This window comes from Cronobacter malonaticus LMG 23826, assembly GCF_001277215.2.
Lineage (GTDB): Bacteria > Pseudomonadota > Gammaproteobacteria > Enterobacterales > Enterobacteriaceae > Cronobacter > Cronobacter malonaticus.
Genome location: NZ_CP013940.1, coordinates 3,625,672 through 3,645,725, shown reverse-complemented (window position 1 = coordinate 3,645,725; position 20,054 = coordinate 3,625,672). Strand labels below are relative to the sequence as shown.

18 protein-coding genes are annotated in these 20,054 nt (G+C 57.9%); 5 read left to right on the top strand and 13 right to left on the bottom strand.

Translation table 11 applies throughout. The features are described 5' to 3' along the window. Nucleotide 1: 1 nt before the first annotated feature. The 6 genes from AFK66_RS17055 to AFK66_RS17030 all read right to left on the bottom strand — a co-directional run bounded on the left by AFK66_RS17055 (nt 2) and on the right by AFK66_RS17030 (nt 4,419). Nucleotides 2-304 (bottom strand): ElaB/YgaM/YqjD family protein, encoded by a 303-nt coding sequence (locus AFK66_RS17055; protein ID WP_004385819.1) that lies wholly within the window; start codon nt 302-304, stop codon nt 2-4. A 35-nt stretch (nt 305-339) separates the two neighbouring features. Further along, nucleotides 340-708: a DUF1090 domain-containing protein gene (locus tag AFK66_RS17050; RefSeq protein WP_007780556.1), complete on the bottom strand. Its 369-nt coding sequence runs from the start codon at nt 706-708 to the stop codon at nt 340-342. Between the two features lie 151 nt (nt 709-859). Beyond that, a complete protein-coding gene (gene mzrA, locus AFK66_RS17045; protein ID WP_007780557.1) occupies nt 860-1,243 on the bottom strand; it encodes an EnvZ/OmpR regulon moderator MzrA in 384 nt (127 codons plus the stop codon). Nucleotides 1,244-1,246: 3 nt separating this feature from the next. Beyond that, nucleotides 1,247-1,909, bottom strand: a complete 663-nt coding sequence (yqjA, locus tag AFK66_RS17040) for a DedA family general envelope maintenance protein YqjA (RefSeq protein ID WP_004385816.1) — start codon at nt 1,907-1,909, stop codon at nt 1,247-1,249. A gap of 315 nt (nt 1,910-2,224) precedes the next feature. Continuing rightward, the gene (exuR, locus tag AFK66_RS17035; RefSeq protein ID WP_007780558.1) at nt 2,225-3,004 is read right to left on the bottom strand and encodes a transcriptional regulator ExuR; all 780 of its coding nucleotides are present in this window, start codon (nt 3,002-3,004) and stop codon (nt 2,225-2,227) included. 113 nt (nt 3,005-3,117) lie between these two features. Next, a complete protein-coding gene (locus tag AFK66_RS17030; protein ID WP_007780560.1) occupies nt 3,118-4,419 on the bottom strand; it encodes an MFS transporter in 1,302 nt (433 codons plus the stop codon). Nucleotides 4,420-4,891: 472 nt separating this feature from the next. On the opposite strand from AFK66_RS17030, the gene uxaC reads away from it, so the two are divergent. The 3 genes from uxaC to AFK66_RS17015 all read left to right on the top strand — a co-directional run bounded on the left by uxaC (nt 4,892) and on the right by AFK66_RS17015 (nt 8,423). Continuing rightward, the gene (gene uxaC, locus AFK66_RS17025; protein ID WP_007780565.1) at nt 4,892-6,304 is read left to right on the top strand and encodes a glucuronate isomerase; all 1,413 of its coding nucleotides are present in this window, start codon (nt 4,892-4,894) and stop codon (nt 6,302-6,304) included. A gap of 17 nt (nt 6,305-6,321) precedes the next feature. Next, nucleotides 6,322-7,809, top strand: a complete 1,488-nt coding sequence (locus AFK66_RS17020; protein WP_023899553.1) for a UxaA family hydrolase — start codon at nt 6,322-6,324, stop codon at nt 7,807-7,809. Nucleotides 7,810-7,880: 71 nt separating this feature from the next. Further along, complete coding sequence (locus tag AFK66_RS17015; protein WP_007780568.1) at nt 7,881-8,423, top strand: YgjV family protein; 543 nt, start codon at nt 7,881-7,883, stop codon at nt 8,421-8,423. A gap of 32 nt (nt 8,424-8,455) precedes the next feature. Here AFK66_RS17015 and sstT read toward each other — a convergent pair whose 3' ends face one another. From sstT to AFK66_RS16990, 5 genes are all read right to left on the bottom strand, one after another. Further along, nucleotides 8,456-9,703, bottom strand: a complete 1,248-nt coding sequence (gene sstT, locus AFK66_RS17010) for a serine/threonine transporter SstT (protein ID WP_023899552.1) — start codon at nt 9,701-9,703, stop codon at nt 8,456-8,458. 294 nt (nt 9,704-9,997) lie between these two features. Beyond that, nucleotides 9,998-10,966, bottom strand: coding sequence for a TerC family protein (locus tag AFK66_RS17005; RefSeq protein WP_023899550.1), 969 nt, complete (start codon nt 10,964-10,966; stop codon nt 9,998-10,000). A 264-nt stretch (nt 10,967-11,230) separates the two neighbouring features. After that, complete coding sequence (locus tag AFK66_RS17000) at nt 11,231-12,229, bottom strand: Gfo/Idh/MocA family protein (RefSeq protein WP_007780575.1); 999 nt, start codon at nt 12,227-12,229, stop codon at nt 11,231-11,233. Between the two features lie 83 nt (nt 12,230-12,312). Then, nucleotides 12,313-13,005, bottom strand: coding sequence for a SanA/YdcF family protein (locus tag AFK66_RS16995; RefSeq protein WP_023899549.1), 693 nt, complete (start codon nt 13,003-13,005; stop codon nt 12,313-12,315). Nucleotides 13,006-13,029: 24 nt separating this feature from the next. Then, a complete protein-coding gene (locus AFK66_RS16990) occupies nt 13,030-13,542 on the bottom strand; it encodes a M48 metallopeptidase family protein (protein ID WP_007780579.1) in 513 nt (170 codons plus the stop codon). A gap of 84 nt (nt 13,543-13,626) precedes the next feature. Between AFK66_RS16990 and rlmG the strand changes: the two genes are divergently transcribed. Further along, nucleotides 13,627-14,757, top strand: coding sequence for a 23S rRNA (guanine(1835)-N(2))-methyltransferase RlmG (gene rlmG, locus AFK66_RS16985; RefSeq protein ID WP_007780581.1), 1,131 nt, complete (start codon nt 13,627-13,629; stop codon nt 14,755-14,757). 352 nt (nt 14,758-15,109) lie between these two features. On the opposite strand, the gene AFK66_RS16980 is transcribed toward rlmG, so the two are convergent. After that, complete coding sequence (locus AFK66_RS16980; RefSeq protein WP_023899546.1) at nt 15,110-17,128, bottom strand: NADPH-dependent 2,4-dienoyl-CoA reductase; 2,019 nt, start codon at nt 17,126-17,128, stop codon at nt 15,110-15,112. Nucleotides 17,129-17,306: 178 nt separating this feature from the next. Next, complete coding sequence (ygjG, locus tag AFK66_RS16975) at nt 17,307-18,704, bottom strand: putrescine aminotransferase (RefSeq protein WP_007780585.1); 1,398 nt, start codon at nt 18,702-18,704, stop codon at nt 17,307-17,309. 410 nt (nt 18,705-19,114) lie between these two features. Between ygjG and AFK66_RS16970 the strand changes: the two genes are divergently transcribed. Continuing rightward, on the top strand, nt 19,115-20,002 hold the full coding sequence (locus tag AFK66_RS16970; RefSeq protein ID WP_007780586.1) for a diguanylate cyclase: 888 nt from the start codon (nt 19,115-19,117) through the stop codon (nt 20,000-20,002). The last annotated feature ends 52 nt before the right edge of the window (nt 20,003-20,054 follow it).

Sequence of the window (20,054 nt, the reverse complement as noted above, 5' to 3'; positions counted from 1 at the left end):
ATCAGCGCCGCGTCAGGAGCACGCCCAGCACGACGCCGATGGCCGCACCAATACCCACGCCGGTCCACGGATTTTCACGCACATAATCTTCCGCACGCGCCGCCGCTTCGCGGGTCTGTTTAGCGATGACGTCACCGGTTTCGGTTAAGTGATAACGGGTGTCTTTCAGCGCGCGCTCTGCTTTATTGCGCAGTTTGCTCATCTCTTCCTTCGATTTGTCCCCGGAGGCGGTCAGCACCTCTTCCAGCGTATCGGCAAGCGATTTCAACTCAGCGCGCAGGTGGTCGGTATTTTCTTTTGACATAATGCTCTCCTGATAAGTGAGGGTTATCCATAAGCTCAGTAATCTTGAGCTTTCAGCGCCTTAAGCTCTTGCTCGGCTTCAGCGAGCTTGTGGCGACGTTTGGCAATTTTTTCAGCATCGCCTTTCTGCGACGCTTCATGCAATTCGGCGCGGCGCTCGGCCACTTCCGCCTGTTTCTCAGCCACTTTCTGCCGGTGTTCAGCGATGACATCGCCGTCGCGGCAGTTGGCCTGTACCTGACTTAGCGCTTTTTTCAGCCCGTCGATGCGCCCCTGATTATGGTGCTGCTCGGCGTAGCGGATCTCCTTTTTAATCTCCTGCGCTTTTTCTTCACAGGGGGAGGCGGCAAGCGCTGCGGCATTCCAGGAAAAAAGGGCTAAGGCCAGTACTGTGCGGTAATTCATGATTAACCTTCCATTGTGTTGCGTAAGGCCAGCGGCCTGACGCGATTCCGGTTGTGTTGCGCGGACAGAACAATGGGTTGCGCTTACTCAAGCATAGTAAGTAATAACGCAAACCCCAAAGTCCGTGAAAAGATTCAGATTCCTGGAAGGGTTAACCCAGGCGCTGAATGTCATGACGCAGGCGAGTGAGCCAGGCGGGGGTGAGGCTTTTTTCTTCCTGCTGGGCGATAACAAAACCGCGCGGCAGCGAGCGATAGAGCACCTTGCGCGCCGCTTCGCTCTGATCGCTGGTGTCGAACTTGATCAGCAGAATGTCATCCTGCGGCGTAATGCTTTTAAAGCGGATGCCGTTGGCGTCGAGATGGTGCCAGACGGAGAAGCCGTCCGGGATCGTCGCGCCCTGCGACACCGCGCGTATCTCAAGCGTGGTTTCATGCTTTTGCAGCGCGGCGCAGCTTAACAGCACTGCCACCAGCAGCGCGCCTGCCGCGAGCGTTAGCGTAAGACGACGAGAAAGCGCGCGTTTGAAAGCCATCCTTTAGCTCCGGTTGCCATGTTTTTTCTTCCATAACACCACCAGCGATCCTATTAGGCCGATAACCAGCAGCACGACTGGCAGCAGCATCAGACAGGACATCAGGGCGTCTTCATATTTAAGGAACACCGGCGTTTTGCCGAGCAGATAACCGAGCGTCGTGAGAATAACCACCCACAGCAGGCCGCTCATCCAGTTAAAGAACTGAAAACGGGCGTTATTAAGGCCGGAAAGCCCGGCGATGGTAGGCAGCAGCGTGCGCACAAACGCGATAAAGCGGCCCAGCAGCAGCGCGGACAGCCCATGTTTATGGAACAGATGATGCGCCCGCTGGTGATAATGCGCGGGCAGATGCGACAGCCAGTTCTGGACGATGCGCGTATTGCCAAGCCAGCGCCCCTGGATATAGCTCACCCAGCAGCCGAGGCTTGCGGCGGCGGTTAACAGCAGCACCGTTTGCGGATAGCCGAGCGCGCCTTTGGCGATAAGCACGCCCACCAGCACCAGCAGGCTGTCGCCCGGCAGAAAGGCGGCGGGCAGCAGACCGTTCTCCAGAAACAGGATCATAAACAGCACAAAATAGAGCATGCCGATCATGCCGGGATTGGCCAGCGTTTCGAAGTCCTGGCTCCAGAGCGCAGTGAGTAATTGTGTCAAAAGTTCCATTCAGTGATCCTGGCACATCGGTTAAAGCCAATGGGGTAGAACAGATAGCATTGCGACATTTCTGCGGTATGAAGGACGTCAACAGCGCTCTGTGCGTTCCTGGCGCCGGCACGGCTCCGTGTGCGATGAGAGAAGTAAGCAAGCGCTAACTTTTCACCAGGAAATGCGTCTAATTGTAACAAAGCTCTGCCTGATGCGTCACAGAAATCGTGCTTTGTTGAAGGTTGATTTTGCTTTCAGGGAGTAAGGCTGGCGAGGGTATTTACACAGGCTGACACTATATATGGTTTGCTTACCCTCGCGGTAAGAGAAGGACTATTTATCGCTGTTTGCCGCCGCGTCGAGGTGAACCACCGGGTTTTCGGCAAAAAGATAGCGGTCGGCATTGAATTCAAAGTCGTCGCTGGTTTCGTTAAACAGCATCTGTTTGGTGTTCTCCAGATGTTGCCACATCGCGAGCTTCGCCCCATGCGGATCTTTTCGAATCAGCGCCTTAAGAATTTTATCGTGATCGTCGCACCAGTTATCGACGGTGCGCGCATCGATATGTTCGTGCAGTTTTTTCCAGTACGGGTTGTGAACGCGCTGAGTCCACATTTTTTCAACGATAGCGGCAAGCGCGCTGTTTTGCGTAGCGAGCGCCACCTGCACGTGAAACTGCAAATCCCATTCGGAGTCGCGGAAGAATTTCTCGTTGCGCGCTTTCTCCTGAATTTCCATCAGCTTAATAATGTCCTGCTTGGTCACCTGGGTGGCGGCGAACTCAGCGATATTGCTCTCGATAAGCTGGCGGGCCTGCAATAATTCGAACGGGCCATAGCTGGCGAATTCATACGCCTGCTCGGGTGCCGGCGCGTGGTGTTTCGCCTGGTTTGCGATCACATGAATGCCGGAACCTTTGCGCACTTCAACATAGCCTTCGACTTCCAGCATGATGATGGCTTCACGCACGACCGTGCGGCTGACGTTTTTCTCGTCGGCGATAAACCGCTCGGCAGGGAGCTTCTCGCCTACGTGATAAACGCCCTCTTCAATGCGTTGCTTAAGCTCGGCGGCCAGTTGTTGATACAGACGACGCGGTTCTGCGATTTCCATGTACGACTCCAGTGAACACGATACTGCTTAGATTTGTTATACCACTTTTCAGGTTCGCCCTCCACTCGACGCCCATGAAAAAGCCGCCCGCAGGCGGCTTTCCAGAGGATTGATCAGTGTTGTGTGACGGGAGCGCCACTTCGTGTCTCTCGTTCCAGCTCGCTGGCCGGTTTGTTTTTCAGCACCGTCCAGATAACCAGCGCGCCCATCAGGTCGAACACGGCCAGTACGGCAAACAGCGGGCTGAAGCCAATGGTGTCGGCCAGCGCGCCGACCACCAGCGCAAACAGCGTGCTCGCGGTCCAGGCCGCCATGCCGGTGAGGCCGTTGGCAGTCGCCACTTCATTACGGCCAAACACATCAGAGGAGAGCGTAATCAGCGCGCCGGAGAGCGACTGGTGCGCGAAACCGCCGATGCACAGCAGGGCAATCGCCACATAGGGGCTGGTGAACAGGCCAATCATGCCAGGGCCAATCATCAATACCGCGCCCAGCGTCACCACCATTTTACGTGAAACGATCAGATTCACGCCAAACCAGCGCTGGAACAGCGGTGGCAGATAGCCGCCGACGATACAGCCGAGATCCGCAAACAGCATCGGCATCCAGGCGAACATCGCGATCTCTTTCAGGTTAAAGCCGTACACTTTAAACATAAACAGCGGGATCCAGGCGTTGAACGTGCCCCAGGCCGGTTCCGCCAGAAAGCGCGGCAGCGCGATGCCCCAGAACTGACGAGTGCGCAGGATCTGCCACGGCGACATTTTCTTGCCGTTGTTGGTCTGATGCTGCGCTTCCTGGCCGCCAATAATGTAATCGCGTTCTTCTTCGGTTAGTTTTTTCTGGTCGCGCGGATGTTTGTAGAAAATCAGCCAGGCCATTGCCCAGGCGAAGCTCAGCACGCCGGAGATAATAAACGCCAGCTCCCAGCTGTGCATGACGATAGCCCATACCACCAGCGGCGGGGCGATCATGGCACCGATAGAGGAGCCGACGTTGAAATAGCCCACCGCGATGGAGCGCTCTTTCGCCGGGAACCACTCGGAACTGGCTTTAAGGCCCGCCGGGATCATCGCCGCTTCCGCAGCACCCACGGCACCGCGCGCCAGCGCCAGGCCGCCCCAACTGCCCGCCAGCGCCGTTGCGCCGCAGAACACCGCCCAGGTTACGGCAAAGAAGGCGTAGCCGATTTTCGTGCCGAGAATATCCAGCACGTAACCCGCCACTGGTTGCATCACGGTATAAGCCGCGGAATAGGCGGCGATAATATAAGAGTATTGTTGAGTGGAGATGTGCAGCTCTTCCATCAGGGTGGGCGCTGCGGCCGCCACGGTGTTACGGGTCAGGTAGCCCAGCACGGTGCCCAGCGTCACCAGTGCAATCATGTACCATCGTAACCCTTTAATTTTACGCATTGGAAACCTCATCGTTTAATCGTTCGCCGCGCAGGCAGGCATGTTGCCAGGCTTACGCGGTGCTTATTCAGTAACGGGAGGCGCGCCGGAGGTGTTATCGGAGCCGCCCATGTCTTGCCATACGGTATTTATGGGACCAGGCCGGTATCCGTTCCGGCTAAAGGGGTGAATCTCACCCCTTTAAAACATTCCGTGGGTTTATATGTTGCGACGGCAGAAAGATAACTTGTCATACAGCTTTAAAAGTTGAATGCCATCACAAAAGCACTTTTCTTTGTAAGGTTACGTCAGGCGCGGCGTGAAGCCAGACGTGGCGCGGGCTGGCACGGCGTTTACGTCAGAGAGAGGTGATTATTTGTCTGCTTTTATTGATCTGACTCACGAAAATAGCTTCGGCCAGTGGAAATTGGTGTGATAACTTTGTCAGCATCATGCTAACGCATCTGAAATACTGGCTCAGAGGAAGCATAAAATGACCCCGTTCATGACCGAAGATTTCCTGCTCGACACCGAATTCGCCCGCCGTCTGTACCACGACTACGCTAAAGACCAGCCGATTTTCGACTATCACTGCCACCTTCCGCCGCAGCAGATTGCCGAAAATTACCGCTTCAAAAACCTGTATGACATCTGGCTGAAAGGTGACCACTACAAATGGCGCGCGATGCGCACTAACGGTGTGCCGGAGCGGTTGTGTACCGGCGATGCGAGCGACCGCGAGAAGTTTGACGCGTGGGCGGCGACCGTACCGCATACCATCGGCAACCCGCTGTACCACTGGACGCATCTGGAGCTGCGCCGTCCGTTTGGCATCACCGGCAAACTGCTGTCGCCGAAAACCGCGGATGAGATCTGGAACCAGTGCAACGATCTGCTGGCCCAGGACGCGTTCAGCGCCCGCGGTATCATGCAGCAGATGAATGTGAAAATGGTCGGGACCACCGACGATCCGATCGATTCTCTGGAACACCACGCGACCATCGCGAAAGACAGCGCCTTCACCGTCAAAGTGCTGCCGAGCTGGCGTCCGGACAAAGCGTTCAACATTGAGCAGGCGACCTTCACCGACTACATGGCGAAGCTCGCGGAAGTCTCCGATACCGATATCCGCCGCTTCAGCGATCTGCAAACCGCGCTGACCAAACGCCTGGATCACTTCGCGGCTCACGGCTGTAAAGTGTCGGATCACGCGCTGGACGTGGTGCTGTTTGCCGAGGCGAGCGAAAGCGAGCTTGATGGCATTCTGGCGCGCCGTCTGGCGGGCGAGACGCTCAGCAGCCATGAAATCGCGCAGTTTAAAACCGCGGTGCTGGTCTGGCTTGGCGCGGAGTACGCGCGTCGCGGCTGGGTGCAGCAGTACCACATCGGCGCGCTGCGTAATAACAACCAGCGCCAGTTCAAACTGCTGGGGCCGGATGTCGGCTTTGACTCCATCAACGACCGCCCGCTCGCGGAAGAGCTTTCAAAACTGCTCAGCAAACAGAACGAAGAAAATCTGCTGCCAAAAACCATTCTCTACTGCCTGAACCCGCGCGATAACGAAGTGCTGGGCACTATGATCGGCAACTTCCAGGGCGAAGGGATGCCAGGCAAGATGCAGTTCGGCTCCGGCTGGTGGTTTAACGATCAGAAAGACGGCATGGAACGTCAGATGACCCAGCTTGCGCAGCTCGGCCTGCTGAGCCGTTTTGTGGGAATGCTGACAGACAGCCGCAGCTTCCTCTCTTATACCCGTCATGAATACTTCCGCCGCATTCTGTGCCAGATGATTGGCCGCTGGGTGGAAGCCGGTGAAGCGCCAGCGGATATCGATCTGTTAGGCGAGATGGTGAAAAACATCTGCTTCAACAACGCCCGCGACTACTTCGCCATTGAACTCCACTAAGGCCCTTTGAGGTTGATATGCAATACATCAGGATCCATTCGCAGGATAACGTCGCGGTAGCGCTGGCGGATCTGGACGAAGGCACGGTTATCGCCATTGACGGGCTGTCCGTCATGCTGTTGCAGCCGGTGGCGCGCGGGCATAAGTTCGCGCTGCAATCCATCGCTCAGGGAGAGAACGTGGTGAAATATGGCCTGCCGATTGGCCATGCGCTGGCGGATATCGCGCCGGGCGAACATATTCACTCCCACAATACCCGCACCAATCTCAGCGATCTGGATGAGTACAGCTATCAACCCGAAGCGTCATTCACCGGCGAGCAGATGGGCGATCGCGAAGTGCAGATCTACCGTCGCGCCAGCGGCGAGGTGGGGATCCGTAATGAACTGTGGATCCTGCCGACCGTCGGCTGTGTCAACGGGATCGCGCGCCAGATCCAGAACCGTTTCCTGAAAGAGACGAACGACGCCGAAGGCACCGACGGCGTGTTTCTCTTCAGCCACACCTACGGCTGCTCGCAGCTCGGCGACGACCACATCAACACCCGCACCATGCTGCAAAACATGGTGCGCCACCCGAACGCCGGGGCGGTGCTGGTGATTGGTCTTGGCTGTGAGAACAACCAGGTGGACGCGTTTCGCGAGACGCTCGGCGATTTCGACCCGGCACGCGTACATTTTATGGTGTGTCAGCATCAGGATGATGAAGTGGAGGCGGGGCTTGAGCATTTGCACGCGCTTTATGACGTCATGCGCCACGACAAACGCGAGCCGGGCAAACTCAGCGAACTGAAATTCGGGCTGGAGTGCGGCGGCTCAGACGGGCTTTCCGGCATTACCGCCAACCCGATGCTTGGCCGTTTCTCGGATTATGTGATTGCCAACGGCGGCACCACGGTACTGACCGAAGTGCCGGAGATGTTCGGCGCGGAGCGCATTCTGATGAGCCACTGCCGCGACGAAGCGACGTTTGAGAAAACCGTCACCATGGTGAACGACTTCAAACAGTACTTCATCGCGCATAACCAGCCGATTTACGAAAACCCGTCGCCGGGCAACAAAGCGGGCGGCATCACTACGCTTGAAGAGAAATCGCTCGGCTGCACGCAGAAAGCGGGCGCAAGCCAGGTCGTTGACGTGCTGCGCTATGGCGAGCGGCTGCATACGCCGGGCCTTAACCTGCTGAGCGCGCCGGGCAACGATGCTGTCGCCACCAGCGCGCTGGCGGGCGCGGGCTGTCATATGGTGCTGTTCAGTACCGGGCGCGGCACGCCGTACGGCGGTTTCGTACCGACGGTGAAAATCGCCACCAACAGCGAGCTGGCGGCGAAAAAACCGCACTGGATAGACTTCGACGCCGGTCAGCTGCTGCACGGCACCGCGATGCCGCAGCTGCTGGAAAAGTTTGTCGATAAGATTGTGGAAATCGCCTCCGGCAAAGAGACCTGCAACGAGAAAAACGATTTCCGCGAGCTGGCTATCTTTAAGAGCGGCGTGACGCTGTAGGCCCCGGACAACGTAATCATCAGACGGCGTTTCATTTATGAAGCGCCGTTTCTTTTTGAGAGGGACGCTTTATGACCGCGTATTGGCTGGCCCAGGGTGTTGGGGTCATCGCCTTTCTGATTGGCATCACCACCTTTTTCAACCGCGACGAGCGGCGCTTTAAGCTGCAACTGGCGCTCTACAGCGCCGTCATCGGCGGGCATTTTTTCCTGATGGGCGCGACGCCTGCGGGCATGAGCGCGGAGCTCAACGCGCTGCGCACGGTGATCTCCCTGCGCACCCGCAGCCTGTGGATCATGACGCTGTTTATCGTGCTCACGCTGACGTTCGGGCTGGTGAAGCTTCATCACGCCATTGAGCTGCTACCGATTATCGGCACCGTCGCCAGCACCTGGGCGCTGTTTCGCTGCACCGGGCTTACCACCCGCTGCGTGATGTGGTGCTCCACCGCCTGCTGGGTCACGCATAATTTCTGGATTGGCTCGATAGGCGGGACGCTGATTGAGGGCAGCTTTCTCATCATCAACGGGTTTAACATTCTTCGTTTCTGGCAGATGCAAAAGCGGGGCATCGATCCGTTTAAGGTCGAAAAAGAGATCGTGCAGAAGCGGTAAAAGACGGCGGCCCGCAGACCGCCGGAGAGGGATTAATTACGCAGCGCGTGGCTCGCAAGACGCGCGTCTTCCGCCTGGCACGCCGCCGCGGTGAAGAGCACGTCGGTGGAGGAATTCAGCGCGGTTTCGCAGGAGTCCTGCAACACGCCGATGATAAAGCCCACCGCCACCACCTGCATGGCGATATCGTTCGGGATGCCGAACATATTGCACGCGAGCGGAATCAGCAGCAGCGAACCACCGGCCACGCCCGACGCGCCGCAGGCGCAAAGCGACGCCACCACGCTCAGCAGCAGCGCGGTCGGCACATCCACCGCAATCCCCAGCGTATGCACCGCCGCCAGCGTCAGCACCGTAATGGTGATCGCAGCCCCCGCCATGTTGATGGTCGCACCGAGCGGGATCGACACCGAGTACGTATCGCGATCCAGATTCAGCTTCTCGCACAGCGCCATATTGACCGGAATATTCGCCGCCGAACTGCGGGTAAAGAACGCGGTTACGCCGCTTTCGCGCAGGCATGCGAACACCAGCGGGTAAGGGTTACGACGGATTTTCGCAAAGACAATCAGCGGGTTTATCACCAGCGCTACCAGCAGCATACAACCGACCAGCACGACCAGCAGTTGCGCGTAGCCCCACAGGGTATCGAAGCCGGTGGTGGCGAGCGTGGACGCGACCAGGCCGAAAATCCCGACGGGCGCGAAGCGGATCACCAGCTTCACCATAAAGGTGACGGCATCCGACATATCATTCACCAGATTTTTGGTGGTGTCGTTGCCGTGACGCAGCGCGAAGCCGAGACCCACAGCCCAGACCAGAATGCCGATGTAATTGCCTTTCAGCAGCGCATCCACCGGGTTCGCGACCATGCTGAGCAGCAGGTCGCGCAGCACGCCGACAATCCCGGTCGGCGGCGTAATATCCGTCGCGCCTGAAACCAGATGCAGCGTGGAAGGAAAGAGAAAGCTGAACAGCACGGCGGTCAGCGCCGCGGAAAACGTGCCCAGCAGATAAAGCCAGAGAATGGGGCGGATATTGGTTTTCTGCCCATGTTTATGGTTGGCGATAGAGGCCATCACCAGCATCAGCACCAGTACCGGTGCCACGGCTTTCAGCGCGCCGACGAACAGCGTGCCGAGCAGCCCGACCGCGATAGCCGCGGGTTTGGAAAGCCAGGCCAGCAGAATACCGAGCACCAGTCCCACCAGAATCTGTTTTACCAGACTGCCCTGTGCCAGGCGGTGTAACAGGCCGCCGCCCTGAGATTGCGTAGTCATACTATTTCCTTCAGAAGTGATGTGGTTGCATCCCGCGCCATGTTCTGTGCCACGTTGCGTCAGGATGTAACAAAAGTTTGCACAGATGAGTATAAGGATTTGGCTACGCGGAGAAAGGGGATAGTGCTGGATTTTCTGAATTGCTCCCGTTTTTTAACTATCTCTTAACGTTATTGTGACAATATCGGCAATTCCGTCATCCGGCGCGTTGCAAAAGCGCGGGCAGCGAATAGCGCATAAAAAAACGCCGCCCGCAGGAGCACGGGCGGCGTCAAAGCCATGACGGCAAAATCCTTATTCCGCCAGCTTTTTCTTATCGTTGCGATGGTTAACCCAGGCGTTAATCACAAGCGTCGTGACCAGAATGCCGCCGACCACGCCAAGCGAAATGGCGATCGGAATGTGGTAGAAATCGACAATCAGCATCTTGATACCGATAAACACCAGGATCACCGACAGACCATATTTCAGCATCGAGAAACGCTCCGCCACGCCCGCCAGCAGGAAGTACATGGCGCGCAGGCCGAGGATTGCGAACAGGTTAGAGGTCAGCACGATAAACGGATCGGTGGTAACCGCGAAAATCGCCGGGATGCTGTCCACCGCGAAAATCACGTCGCTCAGCTCCACCATGATCAGCACCAGCAGCAGCGGTGTGGCGTAGAGTAGGCCGTTTTTACGCACGAAGAAGTGCTCGCTCTCGATGCTGTCCGTCATGCGCAGATGCCCGCGCAGCCAGCGCACCAGCGGTTTGTCACCGATGCCGCCTTCATCTTCCTTCGCGAGCGCCATCTTCACGCCGGTAAAGAGCAGGAACGCGCCGAACACATACAGCAGCCATTCAAACTGCGTGATAAGCCAGCTACCGGCGAAAATCATAATGGTGCGTAGCACGATAGCGCCCAGCACGCCGTAAATCAGCACCCGGCGCTGCAGCGCAGGCGGTACGGCGAAGTAGCTAAAGAGCATCAGCCAGACGAAGACGTTATCGACCGCAAGCGCTTTTTCGATGAGATAACCGGTCAGGAAGGCGAGCGCCTGGGTATCTGCTACTTCACGCCCGGCGGTGCCGGTGAGATACCACCAGAAGGCTGCGTTAAACAGCAGGGAAAGCGAAACCCAGACGACAGACCAGGCGGCCGCCTGCTTCATCGACATCGCGTGCGCGCCGCGACGGCCCTGAAGCAGAAGGTCGATAGCCAGCATAATCACCACGATGACGGCGAAGCCGCCCCACAGTAAGGGAGTGCCGACAGTATTCATAAGCGAAATCCTCTAAACAAAAACGGCTAACGTCAGAAGACGTCAGCCGCTTTGCCTAAGAGCACCGCACAGACCTCGCCTTCCGGCAAGGTCTCACTTACAGCCGCCGCGTTATCGTGTTGATAACAGGCTGGCTGCCCGACGACCGGATGCATGCATCGTAATGACGACCGTCGGCAATAGAAGTTACTCCCCTTTGCAAGTAACAAAATATTACAAAGCATTTATGCGGTCAATGACTCACCGTGGCGCTTTTACAAAGCTTTACGCCGGGAGCGGCGCGCTGACATCATCTGCCGGGAATGTCACGCCCGTCTGGGCGCGGATCTCGGTGAGCAATTTCGCTGTCGTGCGGCTGACCGCGAGGCCCGGATGATTCACTTCACAGGTCTCGACCAGGCGCGCAAAGGTTTCCGCTTCATAAAGCATCGTATTGATGTGCTGCGGCAGCGTCAGCTCCTGCGGTTTGCCGCCGCGCGGAATAAAGGTGATGCGTTGGCATTCGGAGAGTTTTTCAATCACCAGCGAGCCCGCTTCGCCCTGAATTTCGCTCGGAAGCGTTGAGTCGCTCACTTTTGAGTGCAGCAGCGTAACGTCGAAATCGCCATAGTTCATCTGAACCACGCCGTGCGCGTCCACGCCGCTTGCCAGCAGGCTGGCGGTGGCTTTGACATCATGCGGCTCGCCCCACAGCGCGACGGCGCTGGCGAGCGTATAAAAGCCGATGTCCATAATAGATCCGTTGGAGAACGCCGGGTTAAACGTATTCGGGTTCTCGCCATTCAGGTAACGCGGGTAGCGCGACGAATACTGGCAGTAGTTAAACAGCACTTTGCGAAGCGTGCCCACTTTTGGCAGCGCCTGTTGCAGCGCGATGAAATTCGGCAGGCTGGCGGTTTTAAACGCCTCAAACAGTACCACCTGGTTTTCGCGCGCGCAGGCGATGGCCGCTTCCACTTCCCGCAGGTTAGAGGCCAGCGGCTTTTCGCAAATCACATGCTTTTTATGGTTCATAAACAGGCAGGACTGGGAAAAGTGCAGGGCGTTAGGGCTTGCGATATAGACCGCATCGATGGCGTCGCTTTCGGCCAGCGCTTCCAGCGAGGTGAAGAGATGCTCCACCGGGTAGTCGCTCGCGAACGCCTGCGCCTGTTCAAGGCTTCGGGAGTAGATCGCGGTCAGGGTAAATTTGCCCGTCTCGTGGGCGGCATCGACAAACTGGCGCGTTATCCAGTTCGTTCCAACAACGGCGAAACGTATCATAAAGGCGTGTCTTCTCCGACAGTGAATATCTTTTCAGAGTAACACGCGAAAATGACAAAACCAGTGCGCGCGGGCGCAGATTGTTAGGGTGTTGGGGCGTAAATGTTGCAGCCGCGCGGCGCGTCTTTTGGGCCGATTTTCACCTGAGGCCCAAGAAAGTGCGGTTCGCGGCGAAGCAGACGCGCATCGAGCATCGCCCGTACGCGGGCGAACCGTTCTCGCAAGATCGTATATTGCGTATGGCGCAAGGCCGGATCTTCAGCGTTAAACCCGATGGCGTCGATACCATAATGTTGCGCGAGGTAAATGGCACGCTGATTGTGAAACGCCTGCGAGATGATGGTAATCCGGTTTTCCTGAAACACTTCCCGCGCGCGCACGACGGAATCGAGCGTTGAAAACCCCGCGTAGTCACAGAAAATCGCGGCGGCGGGAACGCCGTGGCGGTTAAGCGCTTCGGCCATTGCCGTCGGCTCATCGTAATCAGCGCGGCTGTTATCGCCGCTCACCAGCAGCCAGGAAACTTTTCCGGCGTGATAAAGCCCGGCGGCGGCCTCGATACGGCGGTTGAAAAAGCGGTTGTCGGGACGTGCGCCGAGCACCAGCCCCACTTTGCGGGCAGGAATATTTTCGACCGTATCATACAACCGGCCAGCCGCGGCGTGCGTAACCGCGCGGTCGGCACCGATAATGGCCATCACCGACACTAACGCGCCAGTCAGGATAATCACGGCGGCGAGAGTTAAGCCGCGTTTTGAGCGAGAGGAAAATTTCACGTTGCGTCCTTGCAAAAGCGGAGGTTAAGCCGTCTGCCCGCCGCTTTGCGCCAGCGCGAGCTGGGTCAGCCACAGGCGGGTATCGAATTCGAGCTGATGATACTGCGGTTCCATATGGCAGCACAGCTGATAAAAGGCTTTGTTGTGTTCCTTTTCTTTAATGTGCGCCAGTTCATGCACCACAATCATTCGCAGGAAATCTTCCGGCGCCTGGCGAAACACCGTGGCGACGCGAATCTCCGCTTTGGCTTTCAGCTTGCCGCCCTGCACGCGCGAAATCGCGGTATGTAGCCCAAGCGCGTGCTTCATGACGTGGATTTTATTGTCATACGCCACTTTATTGAGCGGCGGGGCGCTGCGCAGATAGCGATTTTTCAGCCCCTGCGCATAGTCATAAAGCGCTTTATCGGTGGTTATCAGGTGCTTGTGCGGATAGCGCTTCTCAAGGACGTCGCCGAGGCGGTTCTGCTCAATCAGCGTGCGCACCTGGACAAGCAGCGATTCCGGGTAGCCCTGGAGATACGTCAGTGTGGTCATCACGGCCTCAGCGGGTAAAAAAAGGTTTACTCAGGGGTGTAATTAAGGGATAAAACGCGCGGATTTTACCATTCGGGAGGGCCGATGAGCCAGGTGGAGTTACTTAATCAAACACTGACGCTGCAGCGTTTTCCGCCGATGCCGGAAGAGACGCCGCTGCAGGCCTGGGAAGCCGCGGATGAATACCTGCTGCAACAGGTCGAACAGCCCTCCGGCCCGGTACTGATTTTCAACGACAGTTTCGGCGCGCTCGCCTGTGCGCTGGCGGTGGTTCGCCCGGTCAGCGTCAATGATTCGTTCATCGCCCATCAGGCCACGCGCCACAACCTGCGCCTGAATGATATCGACGACTCTCTCGTGACGATGCAGGACAGCCTGAGCCCGCTACCCGACGCACCCGAGCTGGTGCTGATGAAAATCCCCAAACAGCTCGCGTTGCTGGAACAACAGTTGCGCGCGCTGCGAAAAGTAGTGACGCCGCAGACGCGCATTATCGCCGGTGCCAAAGCGCGCGATATTCATACCTCAACGCTGGCGCTGTTTGAGAAAATCCTGGGGCCGACCACCACGACGCTCGCCTGGAAAAAGGCGCGCCTGATTCACTGCGCCTTCAGCGCCCCGGCGCTTGCCGACGCGCCTGAAACCTTAAGCTGGAAGCTCGACGGCACGCCATGGACGATTCACAACCACGCCAGCGTGTTTTCCCGCACGAGTCTCGATATCGGCGCGCGCTTCTTTATGCAGCACCTGCCGGAAGCGGTGGAAGGCGAGATGGTGGATCTCGGCTGCGGCAACGGCGTAATTGGCCTGACGCTGCTGGCGCAAAACCCGCAGGCGAAGGTGCGGTTTGTTGACGAGTCTTATATGGCGGTGGCTTCGAGCCGTCTGAACGTTGAAACCAACCTGCCGGACGCGATGGACCGCTGTGAGTTTCAGGTGAATAACGCGCTGACGGGCGTGGAGCCGGAAAGCTTCCACGCGGTGCTCTGCAATCCGCCGTTCCATCAGCAGCACGCGATTACCGATCATATCGCCTGGCAGATGTTTCAGGACGCCCGCCGCTGCCTGAAATGGGGCGGCGAGCTGCGCATCGTCGGCAACCGCCATCTCGATTATTTCCGCAAGCTGAAGAAGATTTTCGGCAACTGCACGACCGTCGCGACCAACAATAAGTTTGTGGTGTTGAAAGCGGTGAAGCTGCGCAAGAGCCGTTAAGAAGGGCGGTTAACGCGGTTTTGCGGGGCGGTGGGTGCGCTTCGCTTACCCACCCTACACAATATGAATGGACATGGATCGTAGGGCGGGTAAGCGCAGCGCACCCGCCGTCACAGAACGTAAGAGGACCGGCGAGGCAGGGTAAATATATCAGGGTAGGGAGCGCGTTCCGTTCGCCATAATGTCTTTTTTAGCCGGAGCAAAACCATCCACCCTGGCGTCCGCGTTGTGGCCGGGCGGAAGAATGGTGGGTGCGGCTTCGCTTACCCATCCTACACAACATGAATGGACCTGGATCGTAGGGCGGGTAAGCGCAGCGCACCCGCCATCACCATCGCACCCGCCATATGCCTTAAATCTCCAGCGCCAGTTGCGTGCCCTGGGCGATGGCGCGGCGGGCGTCAAGCTCCAGCGCCACGTCGCAGCCGCCAATCAAATGCACCGGCTTGCCCATGGAGCGCAGCGGTACCGCGAGCGCCTGCTGCGGCTCCTGGCCCGCGCAAATAATCACGTTATCCACTTCCAGCACCTGCGGCTCGCCGTTGATCAACACATGCAAACCACGATCGTCGATACGCTGATAGCTCACCGCCGGGATCATCTTCACGCCGCGCGCCAGCAGCGTCGCGCGATGGATCCATCCGGTCGTTTTGCCAAGCCCGTCGCCAGGTTTCCCGGCGCGGCGTTGCAGCATCACTATCTGGCGCGGGCTTTTCGGCAACACCGGCCCTTCGGGGCGCAGGCCGCCTGGCGCGTTCAGGCTGGTGTCGATGCCCCACTCCACGCAAAACTCGGCTATATTCTGGCTGGTGGCTTCTCCCGGCTGGCTTAAATACATCGCGGTATCAAAGCCGATGCCGCCGCAACCGATAATCGCCACCCGCTCTCCAACCGGCGCTTTGTCGCGCAGCACGTCGAGATAGGTCAGCACGCTCGAATGGTAGATGCCGTCAATATCCGGCACGCGCGGCACAATGCCCGTCGCGAGCGCCACCTCGTCAAACTCCGCCAGCATCGCGGCCTCGACGCGCGTGTTAAGCGCGAGCGTCACGCCGGTCACCGCCAGCATCCGGCGGAAATAGCGCAGCGTCTCGTAAAACTCCTCTTTGCCGGGGATCTGTTTGGCGATATTAAACTGCCCGCCAATCTCCGCGCTGGCGTCAAACAGCGTCACCGCGTGTCCGCGCTGCGCGGCATTCACCGCAAAGGCGAGCCCCGCGGGGCCCGCGCCCACCACCGCCAGCTTTTTCGGCGTGCGGGCAGGCACAGAGACCATTTCTGTTTCATGACAGGCGCGCGGGTTCACCAGACACGACGTCACTTTGCCCGCGAAAATTTGATCGAGACACGCCTGGTTGCAGCCGATGCAGGTGTTGATTTCCGCCTCGCGCCCGCTCGCGGCTTTAGAGAGCAGTTCGGCATCGGCCAGAAACGGCCGCGCCATCGAAACCATATCGGCGTCGCCCGCCGCGAGGATCGCCTCCGCCACATGCGGATCGTTAATGCGGTTTGTCGTCACCAGCGGCAGACTGGTCTGCCCGCGCAGCTTGCGCGTCACCCAGGTAAACGCGCCGCGCGGCACCGGTGTGGCGATCGTCGGGATACGCGCCTCGTGCCAGCCAATGCCGGTATTCAGCAGCGTCGCGCCTGCCGCCTCAATCGCGCGGGCAAGCTGCACGGTTTCATCAAAGGTCGAGCCGCCCTCGACGAGATCCAGCATCGAGAGACGATAAATAATGATGAAGTCCTGCCCCACGCGCTCGCGCACCGCGCGCACGACGTCCACGGCGAAGCGCATCCGGCGTGCGTAGTCGCCGCCCCATTCATCCTCGCGATGGTTGGTGCGCGCCGCCAGAAACTGGTTTATCAGATAGCCTTCGGAACCCATGATCTCCACGCCGTCATAGCCAGCTTCTCGCGCCAGCGACGCGCACCGCGCGAAATCCTCAATCAGCGCGAGTATCTCGTCATGGGTCAGTTCATGGGGCGCAAAGCGGTTAATCGGCGCCTGTAAGGGCGACGGGGCGACGGGGTGCGGCTGATAGCTGTAGCGCCCGGTATGCAAAATTTGCAGCGCGATTTTGCCGCCTTCGCGATGTACCGCGTCGGTAATGACGCGGTGATGGGGAAGATGGTGGGCATCATTGAGCACCGCGCCGCCCTGAATCGCCACGCCGGAGGGCGACGGTGCCACGCCCCCGGTCACAATCAGCGCCACGCCGTGACGGGCGCGCTCGGCGTAAAAAGCCGCCAGCCGCCGCGCGCCGTCCGGATGCTCCTCAAGCCCCGTATGCATCGAGCCCATGAGGACGCGGTTTTTAAGCGTGGTGAAGCCAAGATCGAGCGGGGCGAACAGCGACGGATAGCTCATGATTGCACTCATCCAGTGTAAAATAATTGTTATGTGGTCGGATGAGTTAATGATTAAGCGATCGACGGCTAAAAGGGAAAGAGACAATCTGCTGATTGTGATGGCAATCAAATTTCAGGGTACGTGGAAAAGGCGTCGCGCCTTCGTCAGATGAGACCGAAGACGCGCTGCCTGAGGGTTAGCTTTCGGTGGCGACCGCCGTTGTGCTGTGGGCGGTGCTGAGGGTTTCAAGCGCCTTGCGCGCGGCAGTGAGCACCTGCTCGCACTGCTCAATGGTCAGCGTCAGCGGCGGCTCAATGCGGATCGTTTTGGCGTTATTGAGCGTGCCTGCCACCAGCACACGCTGACGGAACATCTCGCTCGCGAAGCGGTAGCCGGTTTCGTTATCGACAAACTCAATAGCCATTAACATCCCGCGTCCGCGCGCCTCCTGCACCAGGTGCGGGTATTCACGCGCCAGTTGACGGAAGCCGTCCAGCAGCATGTCGCCTTTCTGCTCCGCCTGGGCGGGCAGGTTTTCTTCCAGCAGGACATGAATAGTGGCGAGCGCCGCCGCGCAGGCGAGCGGGTTGCCGCCAAACGTGGTGGTGTGCAGGAACGGGTTGTCGAACAGCACCGAGAACACCTCTTCTGTCGCCACCGTCGCACCAATCGGCATGACGCCGCCGCCGAGCGCTTTGGCGAGACACAGAATGTCCGGCTGCACGTTTTCATGCTCGCAGGCGAACATCTTGCCGGTGCGGCCCATGCCGGTCTGCACTTCGTCGAGGATAAGCAGCGCGCCGTATTCATCACACAGCTTGCGCACCGCCAGCAGATACCCCGGCGGCGGCAGAATAACGCCGCCTTCGCCCTGGATAGGCTCCAGGATTACGGCCGCCACGTCATCGCCGGTTTTTTTGCACTCGCCAAGCAGCTCGCGCAGCGCGTCGATATTGCCGAACGGCACATGGCGAAAGCCCGGCAGCAGCGGCATAAACGGTTTACGAAACGCCGCTTTGGCGGTGGCGGAGAGCGCGCCGAGCGATTTGCCGTGGAAGGCGCCGCTCGCGGCCACAAAGGTGAATTTGCCGCGCGGCGACTGATACGCTTTCGCGAGCTTTATCGCCGCCTCGACCGATTCCGTTCCGCTGTTGCAAAAGAAGCTGTACTTAAGTTTACCGGGCGTCAGCGCGGCGAGGGTTTTGGCGAGCATCGCTCTTAGCGGGTCGAGCAGCTCCTGGCTGTGCAGAGGCTGTTTCGCAAGCTGATTTTCTACGGCGGATACAACAACTGGATTACGGTGCCCCACGTTAAAAATGCCAAACCCACCCAGGCAATCGAGGAACTCCTGTCCCTGGGTGTCGACAAGCGTATTAAGACCTCCCGCCTGCCACTCTACGGCTCCGTAATCCCCGCCAGCGGTGACTGATTTTCGATACTCTAAAAACCCTGGGTTTACATGCTGCTGGAAGTAGTCGTGCACCTCCCGGTTAAGTGCTTTCATCTCCTCATGCGTCAGCGTGCGCTTTTCGATGAGATTCAGTGCGTGCGCGGTACAGGCAAGAGCCGAGGCGCTGTTAGGTAACCTGTTCAAAATGTGCCCCTTTGGATCGCGTATCACATGATACCGATGTTAAGTATTGCAGCCTTTACGCCACATCGGCGTGGGGCATGAAAATCGGGATAAACCGCTGTGAGGCACCGGGGCGCGCGGCACGAAATCATTCCAAAAAAACCATTGCGGCGCTTAATGCTACCGCCGGGCGCAGCGCTGCCGGGGGACAAATGCCGCGTTGCACCATAACAGAGCGACAATGCCCGGCGGTGGCGCATCTGCGAGGAGATATTTCACTGCATGTGTTTCTGTATATAATTCCCAGAAATTATATTTTATCGGCGTTATTACGCGGTTTGCTGATTTGCCACCAGGTTATTTTTCACGCGTCTCGTTATTCTTGCGCGTATTCCTGTTAGCAGGGTGGTTATTGTTTTTATGAGGACAGCATGGATTTGCAACGGATAGATTTATCGTTAAAAGAATTAAACCAGGCCGTTAAATTACATTATGAGTGGAGCGGCAAATTTTTAGAGCTTGTATTATTAGGTAGCGAACCTGATAACACATTTATACATCCACAGTCACATCTTTATTGCCGTTTTCACCATTGGGTTGTCTCGTGCAATAATATTCCTTCCCGCTACGCGCGCTTTATTGGGAATATTAGCGAAACACATAAAACCATGCATGACTATGCGCGCACGTTAATTCAGTCGATTGCAATTAAACAGGTGGATGCCGTCGCGTTATATGCTTACCACGAGGCGCAGCAGCAGTTTGTGGCAAGCGTTGATGATTACCGCCAGCAGCTGATCTCACTACGCAACCGGCACGACACACTGACCGGGCTGCCGCTGCGCCAGTTGATGTACGAAGATTTCGATTTCATGCACGCACGCGCGCCGCAGGAGAGCCTGTGGCTGCTGATTATTGATATCGACCGTTTTAAAAAGGTCAATGATACCTACGGGCATAACGCCGGAGATGATGTGCTGCGCGAGGTGGCGCAACGCCTGAAATCTGAAGCGCAAGAGGGTGAGCGGGTGTACCGCTTTGGCGGCGAAGAGTTCATCGTTCTGCTGGAGTCGCATACGCCGGAAGCTGCGCGGGCGGCAGGCTTACGGCTCTGCGGTTGCCCCTCCCGGCATCCGATTACGCTTAACGGCGAGACGCTAACGGTGACGCTCACGGGCGGCCTGACAGGCGTACAGCCACATGAAACCTTGCATGCGGCCATTGGTCGCGCGGACGACGCGATGTATTTCGGGAAAAATAGCGGACGCAACCGCTGTATTCTGGCGCTTGATGACCTTACGCGGGAAACGCTGAAATAACGCAAGTGTATTATTCACTGCGGTAAATAATTGCGGATATAAATTATCGGCG